The sequence below is a fragment of the Pseudomonas sp. B424 genome, assembly GCF_055408345.1.
This window is the reverse complement of the sequence record NZ_JBUZTL010000009.1, coordinates 115901-131029: the sequence shown is the minus strand read 5'-3', so window position 1 is coordinate 131029 and position 15129 is coordinate 115901. Positions and strand designations below refer to the sequence as shown.

The 15129-nt window shown below is 60.1% G+C and carries 21 protein-coding genes; 12 read left to right on the top strand and 9 right to left on the bottom strand.

All coding sequences use genetic code 11. The features are described from left to right. Positions 1 to 15 precede the first annotated feature (15 nt). The gene (locus ACZRMS_RS13385) at positions 16 to 591 is read left to right on the top strand and encodes an NAD(P)H-dependent oxidoreductase (protein WP_463995688.1); all 576 of its coding nucleotides are present in this window, start codon (positions 16 to 18) and stop codon (positions 589 to 591) included. Between the two features lie 37 nt (positions 592 to 628). Further along, entirely contained in the window at positions 629 to 1003 is a 375-nt protein-coding gene (locus ACZRMS_RS13380; RefSeq protein WP_463995635.1) for a MerR family transcriptional regulator, read from the top strand. A gap of 16 nt (positions 1004 to 1019) precedes the next feature. Here the strand turns inward: ACZRMS_RS13380 and ACZRMS_RS13375 are convergent, their stop codons facing one another. The 4 genes from ACZRMS_RS13375 to hmgA form a co-directional block, all read right to left on the bottom strand. Further along, a complete protein-coding gene (locus tag ACZRMS_RS13375) occupies positions 1020 to 2045 on the bottom strand; it encodes a Leu/Phe/Val dehydrogenase (protein WP_463995634.1) in 1026 nt (341 codons plus the stop codon). Positions 2046 to 2203: 158 nt separating this feature from the next. Next, a complete protein-coding gene (gene maiA / locus ACZRMS_RS13370; RefSeq protein WP_463995633.1) occupies positions 2204 to 2842 on the bottom strand; it encodes a maleylacetoacetate isomerase in 639 nt (212 codons plus the stop codon). A 12-nt stretch (positions 2843 to 2854) separates the two neighbouring features. Then, a complete protein-coding gene (gene fahA, locus ACZRMS_RS13365; protein ID WP_463995632.1) occupies positions 2855 to 4159 on the bottom strand; it encodes a fumarylacetoacetase in 1305 nt (434 codons plus the stop codon). Between the two features lie 3 nt (positions 4160 to 4162). Then, positions 4163 to 5467: a homogentisate 1,2-dioxygenase gene (gene hmgA / locus ACZRMS_RS13360; RefSeq protein WP_463995631.1), complete on the bottom strand. Its 1305-nt coding sequence runs from the start codon at positions 5465 to 5467 to the stop codon at positions 4163 to 4165. A 164-nt stretch (positions 5468 to 5631) separates the two neighbouring features. Between hmgA and ACZRMS_RS13355 the strand changes: the two genes are divergently transcribed. Next, complete coding sequence (locus ACZRMS_RS13355; RefSeq protein ID WP_463995630.1) at positions 5632 to 6426, top strand: IclR family transcriptional regulator; 795 nt, start codon at positions 5632 to 5634, stop codon at positions 6424 to 6426. Between the two features lie 12 nt (positions 6427 to 6438). On the opposite strand, the gene ACZRMS_RS13350 is transcribed toward ACZRMS_RS13355, so the two are convergent. The 3 genes from ACZRMS_RS13350 to ACZRMS_RS13340 all read right to left on the bottom strand — a co-directional run bounded on the left by ACZRMS_RS13350 (position 6439) and on the right by ACZRMS_RS13340 (position 8257). Then, positions 6439 to 6813: a hypothetical protein gene (locus tag ACZRMS_RS13350; RefSeq protein ID WP_463995629.1), complete on the bottom strand. Its 375-nt coding sequence runs from the start codon at positions 6811 to 6813 to the stop codon at positions 6439 to 6441. Between the two features lie 381 nt (positions 6814 to 7194). Continuing rightward, positions 7195 to 7881: an LrgB family protein gene (locus tag ACZRMS_RS13345; protein WP_463995628.1), complete on the bottom strand. Its 687-nt coding sequence runs from the start codon at positions 7879 to 7881 to the stop codon at positions 7195 to 7197. After that, complete coding sequence (locus tag ACZRMS_RS13340; protein ID WP_463995627.1) at positions 7871 to 8257, bottom strand: CidA/LrgA family protein; 387 nt, start codon at positions 8255 to 8257, stop codon at positions 7871 to 7873. The genes ACZRMS_RS13345 and ACZRMS_RS13340 overlap by 11 nt, the downstream gene beginning before the upstream one ends. A gap of 99 nt (positions 8258 to 8356) precedes the next feature. On the opposite strand from ACZRMS_RS13340, the gene ACZRMS_RS13335 reads away from it, so the two are divergent. Continuing rightward, positions 8357 to 9253: a LysR family transcriptional regulator gene (locus ACZRMS_RS13335; RefSeq protein WP_463995626.1), complete on the top strand. Its 897-nt coding sequence runs from the start codon at positions 8357 to 8359 to the stop codon at positions 9251 to 9253. Here ACZRMS_RS13335 and ACZRMS_RS13330 read toward each other — a convergent pair. Further along, the gene (locus ACZRMS_RS13330) at positions 9234 to 9689 is read right to left on the bottom strand and encodes a flavodoxin (protein WP_463995625.1); all 456 of its coding nucleotides are present in this window, start codon (positions 9687 to 9689) and stop codon (positions 9234 to 9236) included. The genes ACZRMS_RS13335 and ACZRMS_RS13330 overlap by 20 nt on opposite strands. A 101-nt stretch (positions 9690 to 9790) precedes the next feature. Between ACZRMS_RS13330 and ACZRMS_RS13325 the strand changes: the two genes are divergently transcribed. Both ACZRMS_RS13325 and ACZRMS_RS13320 read left to right on the top strand, forming a co-directional pair. After that, positions 9791 to 10258: a PAS domain-containing protein gene (locus tag ACZRMS_RS13325; RefSeq protein WP_463995624.1), complete on the top strand. Its 468-nt coding sequence runs from the start codon at positions 9791 to 9793 to the stop codon at positions 10256 to 10258. 60 nt (positions 10259 to 10318) lie between these two features. Next, a complete protein-coding gene (locus ACZRMS_RS13320) occupies positions 10319 to 10924 on the top strand; it encodes a hypothetical protein (protein ID WP_463995623.1) in 606 nt (201 codons plus the stop codon). A gap of 6 nt (positions 10925 to 10930) precedes the next feature. Here ACZRMS_RS13320 and ACZRMS_RS13315 read toward each other — a convergent pair whose 3' ends face one another. After that, on the bottom strand, positions 10931 to 11863 hold the full coding sequence (locus tag ACZRMS_RS13315; RefSeq protein ID WP_463995622.1) for a MerR family transcriptional regulator: 933 nt from the start codon (positions 11861 to 11863) through the stop codon (positions 10931 to 10933). Positions 11864 to 12077: 214 nt separating this feature from the next. Here ACZRMS_RS13315 and ACZRMS_RS13310 point away from each other — a divergent pair, with 214 nt between their 5' ends. The 6 genes from ACZRMS_RS13310 to ACZRMS_RS13285 all read left to right on the top strand — a co-directional run bounded on the left by ACZRMS_RS13310 (position 12078) and on the right by ACZRMS_RS13285 (position 15061). Then, complete coding sequence (locus ACZRMS_RS13310) at positions 12078 to 12647, top strand: antibiotic biosynthesis monooxygenase (protein WP_463995621.1); 570 nt, start codon at positions 12078 to 12080, stop codon at positions 12645 to 12647. Positions 12648 to 12735: 88 nt separating this feature from the next. Continuing rightward, the gene (folM, locus tag ACZRMS_RS13305) at positions 12736 to 13446 is read left to right on the top strand and encodes a dihydromonapterin reductase (protein ID WP_463995620.1); all 711 of its coding nucleotides are present in this window, start codon (positions 12736 to 12738) and stop codon (positions 13444 to 13446) included. A 24-nt stretch (positions 13447 to 13470) separates the two neighbouring features. Beyond that, positions 13471 to 14031 (top strand): GTP cyclohydrolase I FolE, encoded by a 561-nt coding sequence (gene folE, locus ACZRMS_RS13300; protein ID WP_463995619.1) that lies wholly within the window; start codon positions 13471 to 13473, stop codon positions 14029 to 14031. Next, a complete protein-coding gene (gene folX / locus ACZRMS_RS13295) occupies positions 14031 to 14417 on the top strand; it encodes a dihydroneopterin triphosphate 2'-epimerase (RefSeq protein ID WP_463995618.1) in 387 nt (128 codons plus the stop codon). Before folE ends, folX begins: the two co-directional genes overlap by 1 nt. A gap of 13 nt (positions 14418 to 14430) precedes the next feature. Further along, positions 14431 to 14727: a DUF1244 domain-containing protein gene (locus ACZRMS_RS13290; RefSeq protein WP_048360055.1), complete on the top strand. Its 297-nt coding sequence runs from the start codon at positions 14431 to 14433 to the stop codon at positions 14725 to 14727. Beyond that, a complete protein-coding gene (locus ACZRMS_RS13285; protein ID WP_463995617.1) occupies positions 14720 to 15061 on the top strand; it encodes a HopJ type III effector protein in 342 nt (113 codons plus the stop codon). Before ACZRMS_RS13290 ends, ACZRMS_RS13285 begins: the two co-directional genes overlap by 8 nt. The last annotated feature ends 68 nt before the right edge of the window (positions 15062 to 15129 follow it).

Here is a 15129-nt window from a genome sequence, read left to right as displayed (position 1 = left end):
CAGGTTGGTGTCATGATGAGCAAGCGAGTACTGGTGATTCTGGGTCACCCCTGCACTGACAGTTTCTGTAGCGCACTGGCAGACAGCTATATCGAGGCAGCCGTCGCGGCCGGCCATGATGTACGCGTAGTGCGCTTGGGTGCCTTGCACTTCGACCCGGTACTGCGTGAAGGCTACAAACAAATCCAGGCCCTGGAGCCAGACCTGCTCGACGCCCAGGCCGATATCACCTGGGCCGAGCATATGGTGTGGGTCTATCCAATTTGGTGGGGCGGGATCCCGGCGCTGCTCAAAGGGTTTCTGGACCGCATCCTGCTGCCCGGTTTTGCCTTTCAATATCGCAAGGGCAAGGCCTTCCCCGACAAGCTTCTCAAAGGTCGCAGCGCACACCTGCTGGTGACCATGGACACACCGCCCTGGTACTACAAATGGATTTACCGCATGCCGGGGCTGCATCAAATGCGCAAAACCACACTGGCGTTTTGTGGCATAAAACCCCTCGCAACCCTGACATTTGGCCCGATCCTGGATTCCACGGGCAAACAACGAGATATTTGGCTCCAGCAAGCCCGCACGCTCGCCACCCGGTAAGCGCCAAATCAGCGGGCAGCCATAAAAAAGGACTTTTATGTACATAGGCAAAGCCGCCCGGCTATCAGGCACCACCGTCAAAAGCATTCGCCACTACGAAGAAATCGGCCTGTTACCCCCGGCACAACGCCGTGGCGCCTATCGCGTCTACTGCGAGCAAAGCGTGGAACTGCTTATGTTTATCAAATGTGCGCAGCAACTGGGGTTCAAGCTCAAGGAAATGCAGGCGATCCTTGATGAGCACCGGGGTCGGGCGCTGCCATGGGAGGTGGTGAGCAGCGCCATCGCCAGCAAAAAACAGGCGGTGACCCGCCAGATCGAGGCGTTGCAACAGGTCTATGCCGGGCTGGTCGAATTTGAAAGACGCTTCAGCCATGCCGAGGAACAGTGCCAGTTGCAGCAAAATCAATGACTGACAGGGCCCCGACTTATTCCTTGGGGTACAACAACTGCTGCGCCAGTTCATCCGAGACCCGGGCCGGTGAGCGCTTTTCGGCCTGGGCGTGGGCGTAGATGCCGGTCAGACGCTGGCTGATGCGCAACAACTGATCATTGATGGCCTCGGGCGCAGCCCCTTCATGGGTCAGGGCCATGTAGATAAGCCCTCCGGAATTGATGACGTAATCGGGCGCATACAAAATGCCTCGCCGTTCGAGCTGGTCGGCCACTTGCAGATTGGTCAGCTGATTGTTCGCACATCCGGCCACAGCCGAGCAGCGCAGTTGCGCCACGCTGTGCCAGTTCAAAACTCCGCCCAGCCCGCACGGCGCCAGGATGTCGCACGGGGTGCTGAGCAAAGCCTCACAGGCGATGGGGTGCGCACCCAACTGATCCATGGCCAGGCGTACCTTGCCGGGATCGGTATCGCACACCAGCAACTCGGCACCCGCGGCATGCAGTTGCTCGGCCAGCGCGTAACCGACCTTGCCCAACCCCTGCACCGCCACCCGCAAACCTTCAAGGTTGTCACTGCCCAAACGCGACGAGGCGGTGCTGCGAATACCGGCAAACACCCCCATGGCCGTATGCGGCGAAGGATCGCCGGCAGCGGTGGTGCTGGTGACATGCTGGGTATGCTGGGCGATGCAGTCCATGTCGGCAGTAGAAGTACCGCTGTCGATCGCGGTGATATAGCGCCCGTCCAGCTGATTAACGCAGCGGCCAAACGCTTCAAACAGCGCGGCACGGCTGTCGACATGGGCCGCACGCACGACCACTGCTTGCCCGCCCCCCACCGCCAGCCCGGCCAACGCCGCTTTATAGCTCATGTCCTGGGCCAGACGGATGGCATCATTCACCGCACTTTCGTCGTTGGGATACGCCAGATAGCGGCATCCCCCCAGCGCTGGCCCCAGGCGAGTGTTATGAATCGCAATCACGGCTTTGAGGCCTGTAACGGGGTCCACACTTAGGTGCAGCGACTCAAGCTGAGCGCTTTGCATGAGAGCAAACATCGTCAGGCCCTCGAATGATTACGGGTACTCGCCAGTATAGGCGGAGCCAGAAAAATCGTTGAAGTGCGCAGGAATAAGCCTTTGCCGTTTTGACGGTTTAAGTCATAACCCCTGTGGGAACGGGTTTGCCCGTTCCCACAAAGAGGCCCGGAAGGCTGTCAGGCCGGAGTATCGGATTGATTGGCCGGGTGCGCCTGGATAAATGCCGGGTGCTGTTCAGCCAGTGCCGCCACCCGGGCAATACGCGGGTACGGCGCCAGCGATACCTTGAACCGCTGCGCGGCATACAGTTGCGGGATCACATATACATCCGCCAACCCGGGCTCAGGCCCAAAGCAGTAGCCACTCTCGCCTATCAACTGCTCGATGGCTGTCAGCCCTTGGGTGATCCAGTGACTGATCCACTGCTCGACCTGATCCTCGCCCTGCCCCAGCTGGCGCAGCTGGTTGAGCACGCTGACGTTGTGCAGCGGGTGAATATCGCAGGCGACCAAAGCGGCCACCGCCCGCTCGTGAGCACGGGTAGTGAGGTCCCGGGAGAGCAGCGCCGGCTGCGGATATCGCTCTTCGAGATACTCGATGATCGCCGGCGACTGGGTCAGTACGCTGCCCTCATCGGTGCGCAAGGCCGGCACCCGGCCTTGCGGGTTGACCGCCAGATACGCCGCCTGACGATGTTCACCGCCCTGCGCAGCGATCAGATTGACAGGCACCGCCTGATAATCCAGGCCTTTGAGTGCCAGCGCGATCCGCACCCGGTAGGACGACGTCGAGCGGTAGTAGGTGAAGAGTTCCATGACCCGCTCCTTTTAGCGTGCGGCGATGACCTTGCCCCGGCACTCGCCGAAACCAATGGAGGCATGGCCTTCACGGGTACAACGGGCACGCAGGATGATTTCGTCGCCATCTTCCAGGAACTTGCGCACTTCGCCCGACGCCAGCTCGATCGGATGTTTGCCGCCCTCGGTAATTTCCAGCAGGCTGCCCAGCTGCGAGCGGTCCGGCCCCGACAGGGTGCCGGAGCCAAACAGGTCGCCTGACTGCAACTGGCACCCGTTAACGCTGTGGTGGGCCACCAACTGCGCTGCGGTCCAGTACATGTTCAGGCTGTTGCTCAGTCCCAGTCTATGGGCTGGCAGGTTCTGCTCGCGCATCGCCTCGGTCAGCAACAACACTTCAAGTTCGATATCCAGCGCGCCATTGGCCTGATCCCTGGTGTCGAGCAGATACGCCAGCGGCTGCGGATCACCTTCAGGGCGGGCCGGCTGTGCGCGACGGAACGGCTCCAGCGCTTCGGCGGTGACTACCCACGGCGAGATGCTGGTGATGAAGCTTTTGGACAGAAACGGCCCCAGCGGCTGATATTCCCAGGCCTGGATGTCACGGGCAGACCAGTCGTTGAGCAGGCAGAAACCGGCGATGTGCTCGCCTGCTTCGCTGACCGGGATTGCATCGCCCATGTCATTGCCCTGACCAATCCAGATCCCCAGCTCCAGTTCGTAATCCAGGCGTGCACACGGACCAAAGCTCGGCTCGGTCTGACCGGCCGGCAAGGTCTGGCCTTTAGGTCGCAGCACCTGGGCGCCGGAGGCTCGAATGGTCGAGGCGCGGCCGTGGTAGCCAATCGGCACGTACTTGTAGTTAGGCAGCAACGGGTTATCGGGGCGGAACAGTTTGCCGACGTTTTTCGCGTGCTCGATGCCCACATAAAAGTCGGTGTAGTCACCGATTTTGGCGGGCAGGTGCAGTTGGCAGTGTGCCGCCAGTGGCAGCAGCTTTGCACCTTGCGCTTCGATTTTTCCGCGCAGGGTGCTGCCTTCGCCCAGCAGTTCAAGCAAGCGCTCGCGCAAGGCCACACGGGCACTGCGGCCCAGCGCAAAGTAGGTGTTGAGTGCACCGCCTAACGAAGCCTCGACAGCTGCCTTGGCCTGCCCTTCAAACAGGCCGGCCGCCAACCCGGCTTCCAGATCGAAAATGGCATCGCCAATGGCAACCCCGCTGCGCGGGGCCGAGCCGTCAATGCTGAAGATACCCATCGGCAGGTTTTGCAGCGGAAAGTCGCGGTGACCGTTGGCGGAGTCGATCCAGCTGCGGGTGAAAGTGGACTGGGTCATGGGTTATCTCCGATTCGGGGTGAAGGTCACGGGCAGCGAGGCCCAGCAAGCGTCGTAGTTCGATTGCAGTTGCGGGCACTCAAGGGCGAACCGGCTGGGGCGCAACACCTGGCTGGTCTCGAACATGAAGGCCATGGTGTTGTCGATTTTGCTCGGTTGCAGTTCGGCCGCAATCGCTTTGGTACAGGTTTCGCCATCCGGCCCGTGGGCGCTCATGCAACTGTGCAGCGACGCACCACCGGGCAAGAAACCTTCGGCCTTGGCGTCGTAGCTGCCCTGGATCAGGCCCATGAATTCATTCATCAGGTTGCGATGGAACCACGGTGGCCTGAAGGTGTTCTCAGCCACCATCCAGCGCGGCGGGAAGATCACAAAGTCGAGGTTGGCCAGGCCCGGTACGCTGGTTGGCGAGGTCAGTACGGTAAAGATGGACGGATCGGGATGATCGAAACTGACGGTGCCGATGGTGTTGAAACGACGCAGGTCGTATTTGTACGGCACGTTATTACCGTGCCAGGCGACCACGTTCAGCGGCGAATGATCCAGCTCGCAGCCCCACAGTTCGCCGAGAAACTTTTGCACCAGCGGCGTGCCTTGCCGGGTGTCTTCGTAATGGGCGACCGGGGTCAGAAAATCACGCGGGTTGGCCAGGCCGTTGCTGCCGATCGGCCCCAGATCGGGCAGGCGCAGCGGCGCGCCATGGTTCTCGGCGACATAGCCGCGGGCCTGCGGGTCGAGCAACTCAACGCGAAACTTGAGGCCACGGGGGATCACCGCGATCTCCAGAGGCTCCAGGTCCAGTCGCCCCAGCTCCGTGCAGATGCGCAAGCGCCCCTGCTCCGGCACCAGCAGCAATTCGCCGTCGGCATTGAAGAACACCCGTTGCATCGAGGTGTTGGCGCAGTAGTGGTAAATGCTGATGCCCGAGGGTTTTTCCGCCCCGCTATTGGCCACCATGCCCACCAGGCCATCGATAAAATCGGTGGCCTCGGCCGGAATCGGCAGCGGGTTCCAGCGCAAGCGGTTAGGCGTCACCGGGCCCAGCGGGCCACCGGCCAGTTGGCGCTCAAGTTTGACGAACGCCGGGTGGTTGGCCGACGGCTGGATGCGGTACATCCAGGTGCGCCGCGCTTCGCTGCGCACCATGGTGAACGCAGTGCCGGAGAACAATTCGGCGTACAGGCCGTAAGGGGCTTTCTGTGGGGAATTCTGACCAACCGGCAGGGCGCCGGGCAGTGCTTCGCTGCTGAATTCGTTGCCAAACCCGGATTGATAGCCCAGGGCTGGCGAAGACGCGTCGAGGTTCATGGAGCCTCCAGAGTGGAGAAGACAGTTGACTGCGCGCTGCGATGAAACAGTTGGCGCGTCGCTGCGTTATTTTTATCGTAATCCAATTACGCATAACGTAATTTGATTGGTATTCAGCGTCAAGCTATAAAGACGCCCATTCGTCCCGAGATCCAAGCATCGCCATGGAAAAGCCCCGCAGCAGCAACGAGAGTGCCGGCAAGCAAAAAGTCCGTTCAGCCGAGGTCGGTACCGACATCCTCAAGGCCCTGGCCCAGCTGTCACCCTCGACCTCACTCTCGCGCCTGGCCGAGCACGTGCAAATGCCAGCCAGCAAGGTGCATCGCTACTTGCAGGCACTGATTGCCAGTGGCTTTGCCGAGCAGAATGTCGCCACCAACCATTACGGTCTGGGGCGCGAGGCGTTGCGGGTGGGATTGGCCGCGCTCAACAACATGGATGTGCTCAAAGTCGCCGCCATGCCCCTGGCCGAGCTGCGTGATGACTTGAACGAAACCTGCTTTTTGGCCGTATGGGGCAATCAGGGCGCAACCGTGGTGCATATAGAGCCGGCGGTGCGTGCTATCACCGTGGTGACCCAGCTGGGTTCGGTTCTACCGCTGTTGAGTTCATCCACGGGCCTGGTGTTCAACGCCTTTTTGCCTGACCGCGAAACCGCCGAATTGCGCGAACAGGAGTTGAAAACCGACCTGGTTCATCCGCTGCAAACCCCTGAGGCCTACACCCGGCTCTGTGAACAGATCCGCGAACGCGGCTTGCACTTTGTGCACGGTTTGCTGATGCCCGGTGTCGATGCGTTATCGGCCCCGGTATTTGATGCGACCGCCAAGGTGGCGGGTGTACTGACCGTGGTTGGCCCGACGTCACTGTTCCATGCCGATGAAAACGGGCCCGCAGCCAAACGATTGCTGGCTGCGAGCCAGGCCATCAGCTGGCGGATGGGTTACCAGCCGGACTGATAATCGGCGGTATCAAACCATCCACTTGTATTTGGCCTCATCGAGCAACTCTCGCATCATTGCCTCAACGCGCTCGATGGGGAGTTGCAGCATGCGGTGCATGTCCTGGAGCGTATTGGCTTTGGAGAAAACCCCGCTCTCCCAATCGTTGTGCGACTGCACGGTGCCCCACTCCAGCGTATCCATGCCCAGGCCCAGCAGGTCCTGGCTAAAGGTCAGGCTCTCATCAACGATGTTGTTGACCGTGTTGATGTAGATGTTTTCGCAGTCCACCCCAAAAGGTTGCAACTGCTGATTCAGAAATGAACGCACCCGCTCGACCACTTCCGGGCTCGGTTTAAGGGTGAAGTCGCCAGCATCGAGTGTGCGTTTATCCATATGGCTCATGATGTACCTCCTGTTGGTGCCCCCGATCAGTGCGGCGCGATGCCGTGACTGAAACTGTCGGGCGCATTCATGTGAAGGCGCATTCAATACGGGCCATGCACAAGCGGTGAAACACATAGTTATCGCGTCGCGGGCAAGCACCCAAGCCCTTGAACCACCGTCATTTTCCGGCCAGGCAACTGTTGCCAAAGCTGTAACAGAGATTGTCGCAAAGCGGCCTTACTCCGCTGCCGCCAAGCTCTTATTCTTGTCGAACTTTCCAGCACTTGCCCGCATCGAGTCGCATCGACTCTGCCACCCGATTTACCCTGACGTTGATTTGTAGCTCCTTGATGAACGTCTTCCTTGGCCGCTGTTTTACAGCGGCCTTTTTTATGCCTTCTAAAACACCATTGCCAGCAACGGCGCAGCGAACAGGTTGAGGATGCCGGTCAGGACCATGACCAGCCCCGCGACCGAACCTTCTTCGCTGCCCACTTCCCGGGCGCGGCTGACACCCGCACCGTGAGCGCCGATGCCGAACAACGCGCCCCGTGCCAGGCTGCTGCGCAGCGGCAGCCACTTGAGCAAGATGCCGCCCAGCAACGCACCAAACACACCGGTAAACATCACGAACACGGCCGTCAGCTCCGGTACGCCGCCCAGATCCTGGGCCAGCGGCATGGCAAACGGCGTGGTGATGGAGCGCGGCACCAGGGACATGGTCAGTGAGGTGTCGAGCGACAGCGCCCTGGCCAGCCAGAATGAACTGCCGATAGACACCGCGCTGCCCGCCAGCATCCCCAGTAACAACGCCACCCAGTGCCGGGCCAGCAACTTGCGTTGCTGCCAGATCGGCACGGCGAAAGCCACTGTGACCGGGCCCAGCACCAGCATCAGCCAATGGGTGTTGCTTGAATACTCGGCATACGCGGTGTGCAGGGGCACCGCCACGGCAAGTAGCAAGGCGGGCACCAGGATCAGCGGCGACAGCAGGTAGCGCCCGGTGCGCCGGTATAACCATCGGCTAAAGCCGTAGGTCGCCAGAGTGAACAACAGCCAGAACATGGGCATCAGCTCAAACTTCATGGCGCAACCTCCAGCGGCACACCGCTTCCACGGTAAATGCCGTTACGACCATCACCAGCAAAGTACTCACGCCAATCACCAGCAGGATGCGCCAGCCGTCATCGCGCACGATCACGCCGTAGTCGAGGAGGCTCATCAGGGCGGGAATAAAGAACAACAGCATTTCAGCCATCAACACGCCAGCGCCCAGTTGCAGGGTCGCAGGCTTGACCCAGCCCAGGGCAAACGCCAGCAGCAACAGCGCCATCCCCACTACACCGCCCGGTATCGGCAAGTGCCCCCAGGCTGCCAGTTGGCAGCCTGAAAAGTAGAGCGCCAGCAATACGGCCAGTTCACAGATCAGCCGACCCACGTGTTTTACATCGAAGCGTTTCATGATGTTTCCATTCCAGACAGGCCTTCAGTTTAAAGAGCCTGTTGCCATCCCGAAAACGAATTGTCAGACTTATAGCCATTCCAAAATGGAATCACGAAAATGGAATTCAAACACCTGCGCACCTTTGTTGAAGTCGCACGCCTGGGCGGCTTTACCCAGGCGGCCCAAGGTCTGCATATCAGCCAGTCAGCGGTGAGCAAACAGGTTGCGCAGCTTGAGCACAGCCTTGGCACGCCGCTGTTCGATCGACTGGGTTCACAAGTCAGGCTGACGGCTGCGGGCAATGTGGTGTTGCAGCGGGCCGAAGGCATGCTGCGGTTGCATCAGGAATTGTTGAGTGAGCTCGACGACTTGAGCCATATGGCGCGGGGCGAGCTGCGTGTGGGCCTGCCGCTGTTGGGCAGCAATACGCTGTTCGCCGGGCTCTTTGCCGAATACCGTCGGCGCTACCCGAACATTCAAGTGCAGTTGCTGGAAGAAGGCAGCCTGAATATTGAGAAGGCGGTATTGAGCGGCGAGCTGGAGCTGGGCGGCAGCCTGACCCCGAAAAACCCCGCATTCGCTTATCAGCCTTTTTGTGACGAGCCCCTGGACGTGCTGATCCCGGCGGATCACCCACTGGCAGAAGGGCCCAGCGTGCGCCTTGAACAATTGGCCGACACGCCCTTTTTGCTCTATCAGCGCAGCTTTGTGCTTAACGAGCGCGTGCTCAAGGCCTGCCAGCAAGCAGGCTTTACTCCCAAGGAAGGGGGGCGCAGTGGCCAGGCAGATTTTTTGGTGGCGCTGGTGGCCGCAGGCCAGGGCGTGGTGTTGCTGCCCAGCGTAGTTGCCCGCGCACTGGAGCGCCCCGGCGTGGTTCGCTTAAAGCTTGTTGCCCCGGACTACCTGCGCTGGGATATTGCGTTTATCTGGCGCGACGGCGCGTATCTGTCACGGGCAGCTCAAGCCTGGCTGGAGCTGCTGCGTGAACGCCCGGTTACTGGTTCAGGGCTTTGATCAAGTCTGCAACCCATGGCTCGGAATCTTCTTCCGGGGTCACCGTGACGCTGGAATCCAGACGCAGCATCGGCAGCACTTCACGCACTCCCAGCTCTGCAAACAGCTCGCGCATCTGCTCGCCACCGCCACAGAAGGTGTCGCCGTAGCTTTCGTCACCCAGCGCGATCACCGCACCTGGCAAGCCCCGCCAGGCAGCAGGCAACTGATCACGAATGGCGCTGTAGAGCGGCACAAGATTGTCCGGCAACTCGCCCATGCCTGTGGTTGAAGTCACGGCCAGAAAAGCCTCAGGGCCAAACGCCTGAATATCGGCCAGACTTGCGCGGGTATTGAGCAAAACCTCAAACCCGGCATCGGTGAGCAGTTGCTTGGCATTGCGGGCGACTTCTTCAGCGGTGCCGTACACCGAGCCGGAAAGGATGGCGACTTTCATCAATCTGATCCTGTAACTGACTAAAAGGCCGGGATATTAACAGGTCTGGCAGCGATGCCTTACCATGCGCCACTCTGCACGCCTTTCTGGAGAACCACACTATGATCAACGCTCGCTTGTTACAACGCATGGTGGACGCGTCCCAGGACGGCATTGTGGTCGCCGAGCAAGAGGGCGACGACAACATTCTGATTTATGTGAACAACGCCTTTGAAGCCCTCACCGGCTACAGCCGCGACGATATCCTGTATCAGGACTGCCGTTTTTTGCAGGCCGGCGACCGCGACCAGCGTGGCCTGCAGCTGATCCGCGAAGCCATTGCCAGCGGTCAGCCAACCCGCCAGGTACTGCGCAACTACCGTAAGGACGGCACGCACTTCTGGAATGAGCTGTCGATCACGCCGGTGTTCAACGAAAGCGACCAGCTGACGTACTTCATTGGTGTGCAAAAGGATGTCACCCAACAGGTCAAAGCCGAGCAGCGGGTCGCTCAGCTCGAAGCCCAGCTGGCCGTGGTAGAGGCCGAACTGCAGGCGCTCAAGGCGACGAGCGGATCAAACAAAATGTAAAAACTGCGGTCTGAAATTCATTAACACGACTTTTCAGACCTTTTTTGAGCCCCACCCTCCATGTCACACGATTCCCTTTTGACTCAGGACGAGCTGGATTTCATCCAAACGATGCACCAGAACCCGCTGTTGAACAGGCGGGATGCGTCGTCCAGCCTGATGGTCAACGGGGTGTCGCAAATCCGTGATTTGCTGACACGGCTGGCTGCCCACGAGCAAGTCACGATCCTGGCGCAATTTGACAACCAGCAGATGAGTTTTCCGCTGCGCCTGGTGGAAGACGAGTTCCACGCCCAGCATCTGCAACTGGGGGTTCCAAGCATCTTCGAAGACGGTCCAAAGGCCCGCCCCTGGCGCCTGACGCTGACCGAGCCGGTGCCACTGGAGAACATCCGGGGCAAGGCCGGGCACCTGTGGGTCACCGAAATGTCGTTCAAGGGGGTACTGGTCGAGATGCGGAGCGACAGCCAGCCACCCCGCCAGTTTGCACAGTGGTTCAGCCCCGACGGATATGAGCGGATTGCCCTGCGCGGCACCCTCGAGCGCAAGACCGAGCTGGGGTTGTACGCCTACCGCCTGAACCAGCGGGACAAGGGCGAAACCGAGCGGCTGCGCCAGTACATCCTGCAACAACACCGCCTGGCACATCCAAGCCTGCACGTCTGAGACCGGTCAGTTGCCCAGGGTTGCCTTGAGATCGGCGTCCAGCCGCTGGTTCATCAGCCGGGCCTCGCTGCCCAGGCAAGCAATGGAAGATTCGGCCAGCGCCTCTTGCGCCAGATTTGCCCCCTCCCCCGCCAACGCCACCGAGCAGCTCAAGGTTTGCGCCAGCCGCATAAGCCTGCGCTGGTGAGCCGTACCCAGCGCATGATTGGCAAACAGCACAACCGCCTGGGGCTCAAGCTTCTGGCAAATCAGCGACAGCTCATCCAATGGCTGACCGATTGCCAGCACCCTGACCACCCGCTCATTACGGGTCAACAGCAAGCCCGCCACCAGCAGTTCCAGCTCGCGACACAACTCGGGCACCGCCACCACGATCACACACTGCCGATCACCCGCCGCCTGCAATTGCAGGCGATGCTGCACCCGCCCGCGCAAAAATCCATCCAGCATCAACCATTCGCTGGTGCGACCAAAAACATCCTGATTTCTGAGCAACTGCTGCCACAGCGGCAGGAAAATCCCCTGAAATACGACTTCTGCCGGGTAGCTGGAAAAAATCTGCCCATACAGGCGCTCCAGCTCCGGTTCGTTGAATGCCGTGAGGGCGTTGCCGATTCGGGTTTGCCAGTCGCCATATTCACTGGCAACGGGCGGCGGGCTGTCGGCAGGCACGGTGTTCGCGAGTAATTGCGCGACTTTGCTGACGGCAACCCCACGCTCAAGCCAGCCCATGACCCGGCGAATCGCCTCAATATCGGTCGCTGAGTACAGGCGATGCCCACTTTCGGTGCGTTTTGGTTCGATCAAGCCATAACGCCGCTCCCAGGCGCGCAGGGTCACCGGGTTGATACCCGTGAGCCGGGCCACTTCCCGGATCGGGTAGAGGCCTTGGCAATCATCAGCCTGTGTAATGGGCTCAGCTTCAGTAATCACGGGCATTGGGAGGGCACAAGTTGCAGTAGATGGGCGCATTCTACGCTCCATTTCCCATGAGCGCCCCCGCTCCCGCAGCAGCTGCCGAAGGCTGCTACGGGAGCGGGGGCGCTGCACTCAGGAACGATATTTGCTTGTTTTTCATCACACAGCCCACCACCCCGGCGCTGTGTTTTGTGTCTGCCCTACCCGGGCAGCATTAGCCTCATGGAGATACACAATGTCTACCGCCCCTGTCACGTTGATGGTCGCGCGCCGTGTTGCCAAAGGCCGCTATCAGGAATTGATCGCCTGGCTGCATGAAGGCGAACAGTTAGCCACGGACTTTCCCGGCTACCTGGGCTCCGGCGTACTGGCCCCGCCTCCGGGCGACGACGAGTTTCAAATCATTTTCCGCTTTGCCGACGAATCCACGCTGCACGCCTGGGAGCACTCCGTGTCGCGCAAGGCCTGGTTACTGCGCGGCAGCGACTTGTTCGCCGATCCTTCGGAACACCGCGTCAAAGGAATCGACGGCTGGTTTGGCGCCGCCGGGCAGCGGCCGCCACGCTGGAAGCAAGCAGTTGCCATCTGGCTGGCCTTCTTCCCCGTGTCGTTGCTGTTCAATTTTGTGTGCGCCCCCTTACTGGCAGAGTTGAGCCTGTTACCACGGGTTCTGGTCAGCACCCTGGCCCTGACGCCCCTGATGGTTTACCTGTTTATCCCGTTGTCGACCCACTGGCTGGCAGCCTGGCTGCACAGCACGCCAAACAAACCTTTGCGCAGCACCATCGCGACTCAGCGCAACTAAACTCGGGCTTGGGCGTTACGTCGCGGACGCTGGTATAGTTTTGCCATTGCGCCGCGACTGTTTCCGGCTTTCCTGCACCGAGCCTGTCATGCCCACTTCTTCTGCTCCGATCCTGATCACTGGTGCCGGCCAACGCATCGGCCTGCATTGTGCGCAGCAACTGCTGGCAGACGGCTACCCGGTAATTTTCACCTATCGCAGCGAAAAGCCCGGCGTGCAAACCCTGCGAGATCTGGGCGCTACCGGGTTGTTTGCCGATTTCTCGACCGAAGCCGGCATTCTCGATTTCATTCAGCGCCTTGAAAAGCACACCGACAGCCTGCGGGCGATTGTCCACAACGCCTCGGCCTGGCTGGCAGAAACGCCAGAAACACAAACCGGCGCCTTCATGCAGATGCTCAGCGTGCACATGCTTGCGCCATACCTGATCAACCTGCATTGCAGCGAGTTGCTCAAGCGTTCGAACCCGGCGGATATCGTACATATCAGTGACGACGTGACGCGCAAGGGCAGTAGCAAGCACATTGCCTATTGCGCCACCAAAGCCGGGCTCGAAAGCCTGACCCTGTCATTCGCAGCTAAACTGGCGCCACGAATCAAGGTCAACGGTATCGCCCCGGCCATGCTGTTGTTCAATCCTGACGACAATGCGGCGTACCGCACCAAAGCGCTGGCCAAATCGGTGCTGGGCATAGAACCCGGTGCCGAGGTGATTTACCAGAGCCTGCGTTACCTGCTGGACAACCCCCATGTGACTGGCACTACCCTGACCGTCAATGGCGGCCGGCATCTCAAATAAGCCGTCCCGCGAGGAAGTATTTTCATGAGCGTATTACTGCCCGGGTATTACCGCGACATCCTTATTGGCCTGGGTGAAGACCCGGACCGCGAAGGCTTGATCGACACCCCCAAGCGCGCGGCCAAAGCCATGCAGTATCTGTGCAAGGGTTACGACCAGAGCCTGGAGACCATCGTCAACGGCGCCCTGTTCGCCTCCGACAGTGACGAAATGGTGATAGTCGCCGACATCGAGCTGTATTCGCTCTGCGAGCATCACCTGTTGCCGTTTATCGGCAAGGCCCATGTGGCCTATATCCCCACCGGCAAAGTCCTGGGGCTGTCGAAAATCGCCCGCATCGTCGACATGTTTGCCCGGCGCCTGCAGATCCAGGAAAACCTCACCCGGGAAATCGCCGATGCCATTGAGGGTGTAACCCAGGCCGCCGGCGTGGCCGTGGTGATTGAAGCCAAACACATGTGCATGATGATGCGCGGCGTGGAAAAACAGAATTCGACCATGAACACCTCGGTCATGCTGGGCGCATTTCGCGAACCGAGCACCCGCATGGAGTTCCTGCAATTGATTGGACGGAGCAAGCCGTAATGCCACAACTTCAGCCAGGAATGGCCCGTATTCGCGTCAAGGACCTGTGCCTGCGCACGTATATCGGGATCAATGAAGATGAGATCCTCAACAAGCAGGATGTGTTGATCAACCTCACCATCCTCTATGCGGCGCAGGAGGCGGTGCGTGACAACGACATCGACCACGCGCTCAATTACCGGACCATCACCAAGGCCGTGATCCATCACGTCGAAGAAAACCGCTTCGCCCTGCTGGAGCGCCTGACCCAGGAACTGCTGGACCTGGTGATGGCCAACGCGGCCGTGCTGTATGCCGAAGTTGAAGTCGACAAGCCGCACGCGTTGCGTTTTGCCGAGTCGGTATCGATAACGCTGGCGGCCAGCCGCCAGACCGCAACCTCTTGACCCCGGTGACCCCATGACGCCACAAGAACAGCTTGAACTGGAGGCGGCCGCCTTTCGCCGCCTTGTCGCACATCTGGACAGTCGCAAGGACGTGCAGAACATTGACCTGATGAACCTCTCGGGTTTCTGTCGCAACTGCCTGTCCAAGTGGTACAAGGCCGCAGCTGACGAGCGTCAGATCGACCTCAGCCTCGATGATGCCCGCGAAGTGGTGTACGGCATGCCGTATGCAGAGTGGAAATCCCAATACCAGAAAGAAGCCAGCGCCGAACAATCGGCGGCGTTTGCCCAAGGAAAAAAGCATGACTGATCTGAATACCCTGCGCGCCAGCCTCAACAGCGGCGAACACGCCTTTGCAGACACCCTGGCGTTTATCGCAGCGCACTACCATTACCAGCCGCAAGCGTTCAACAACGGCGGCGTAGAAAACGCGGCCGGGCAAAACGAAGGTTCGTGCAAGACGCTGGGCCTGGCCCTGCTGGAAGGTCTGAGTGATCAAGAAGCGCTGCTGGCGTTTGGCGAACATTACCGCTCGGTACTGGCCACCCCCGAAGGCACTGATCACAGCAACATCCGGGCGCTGATTGCCCACGGTCTGGCCGGTGTGAAGTTCGAAGCACAGCCGCTGACGCGCAAGGCGTAAGCCAGCCTCTGCCACATAGGGGGTGGGAGCGGGCTTGCTCGCGATGCAGGCGCCGCTTTTTTTCAGTT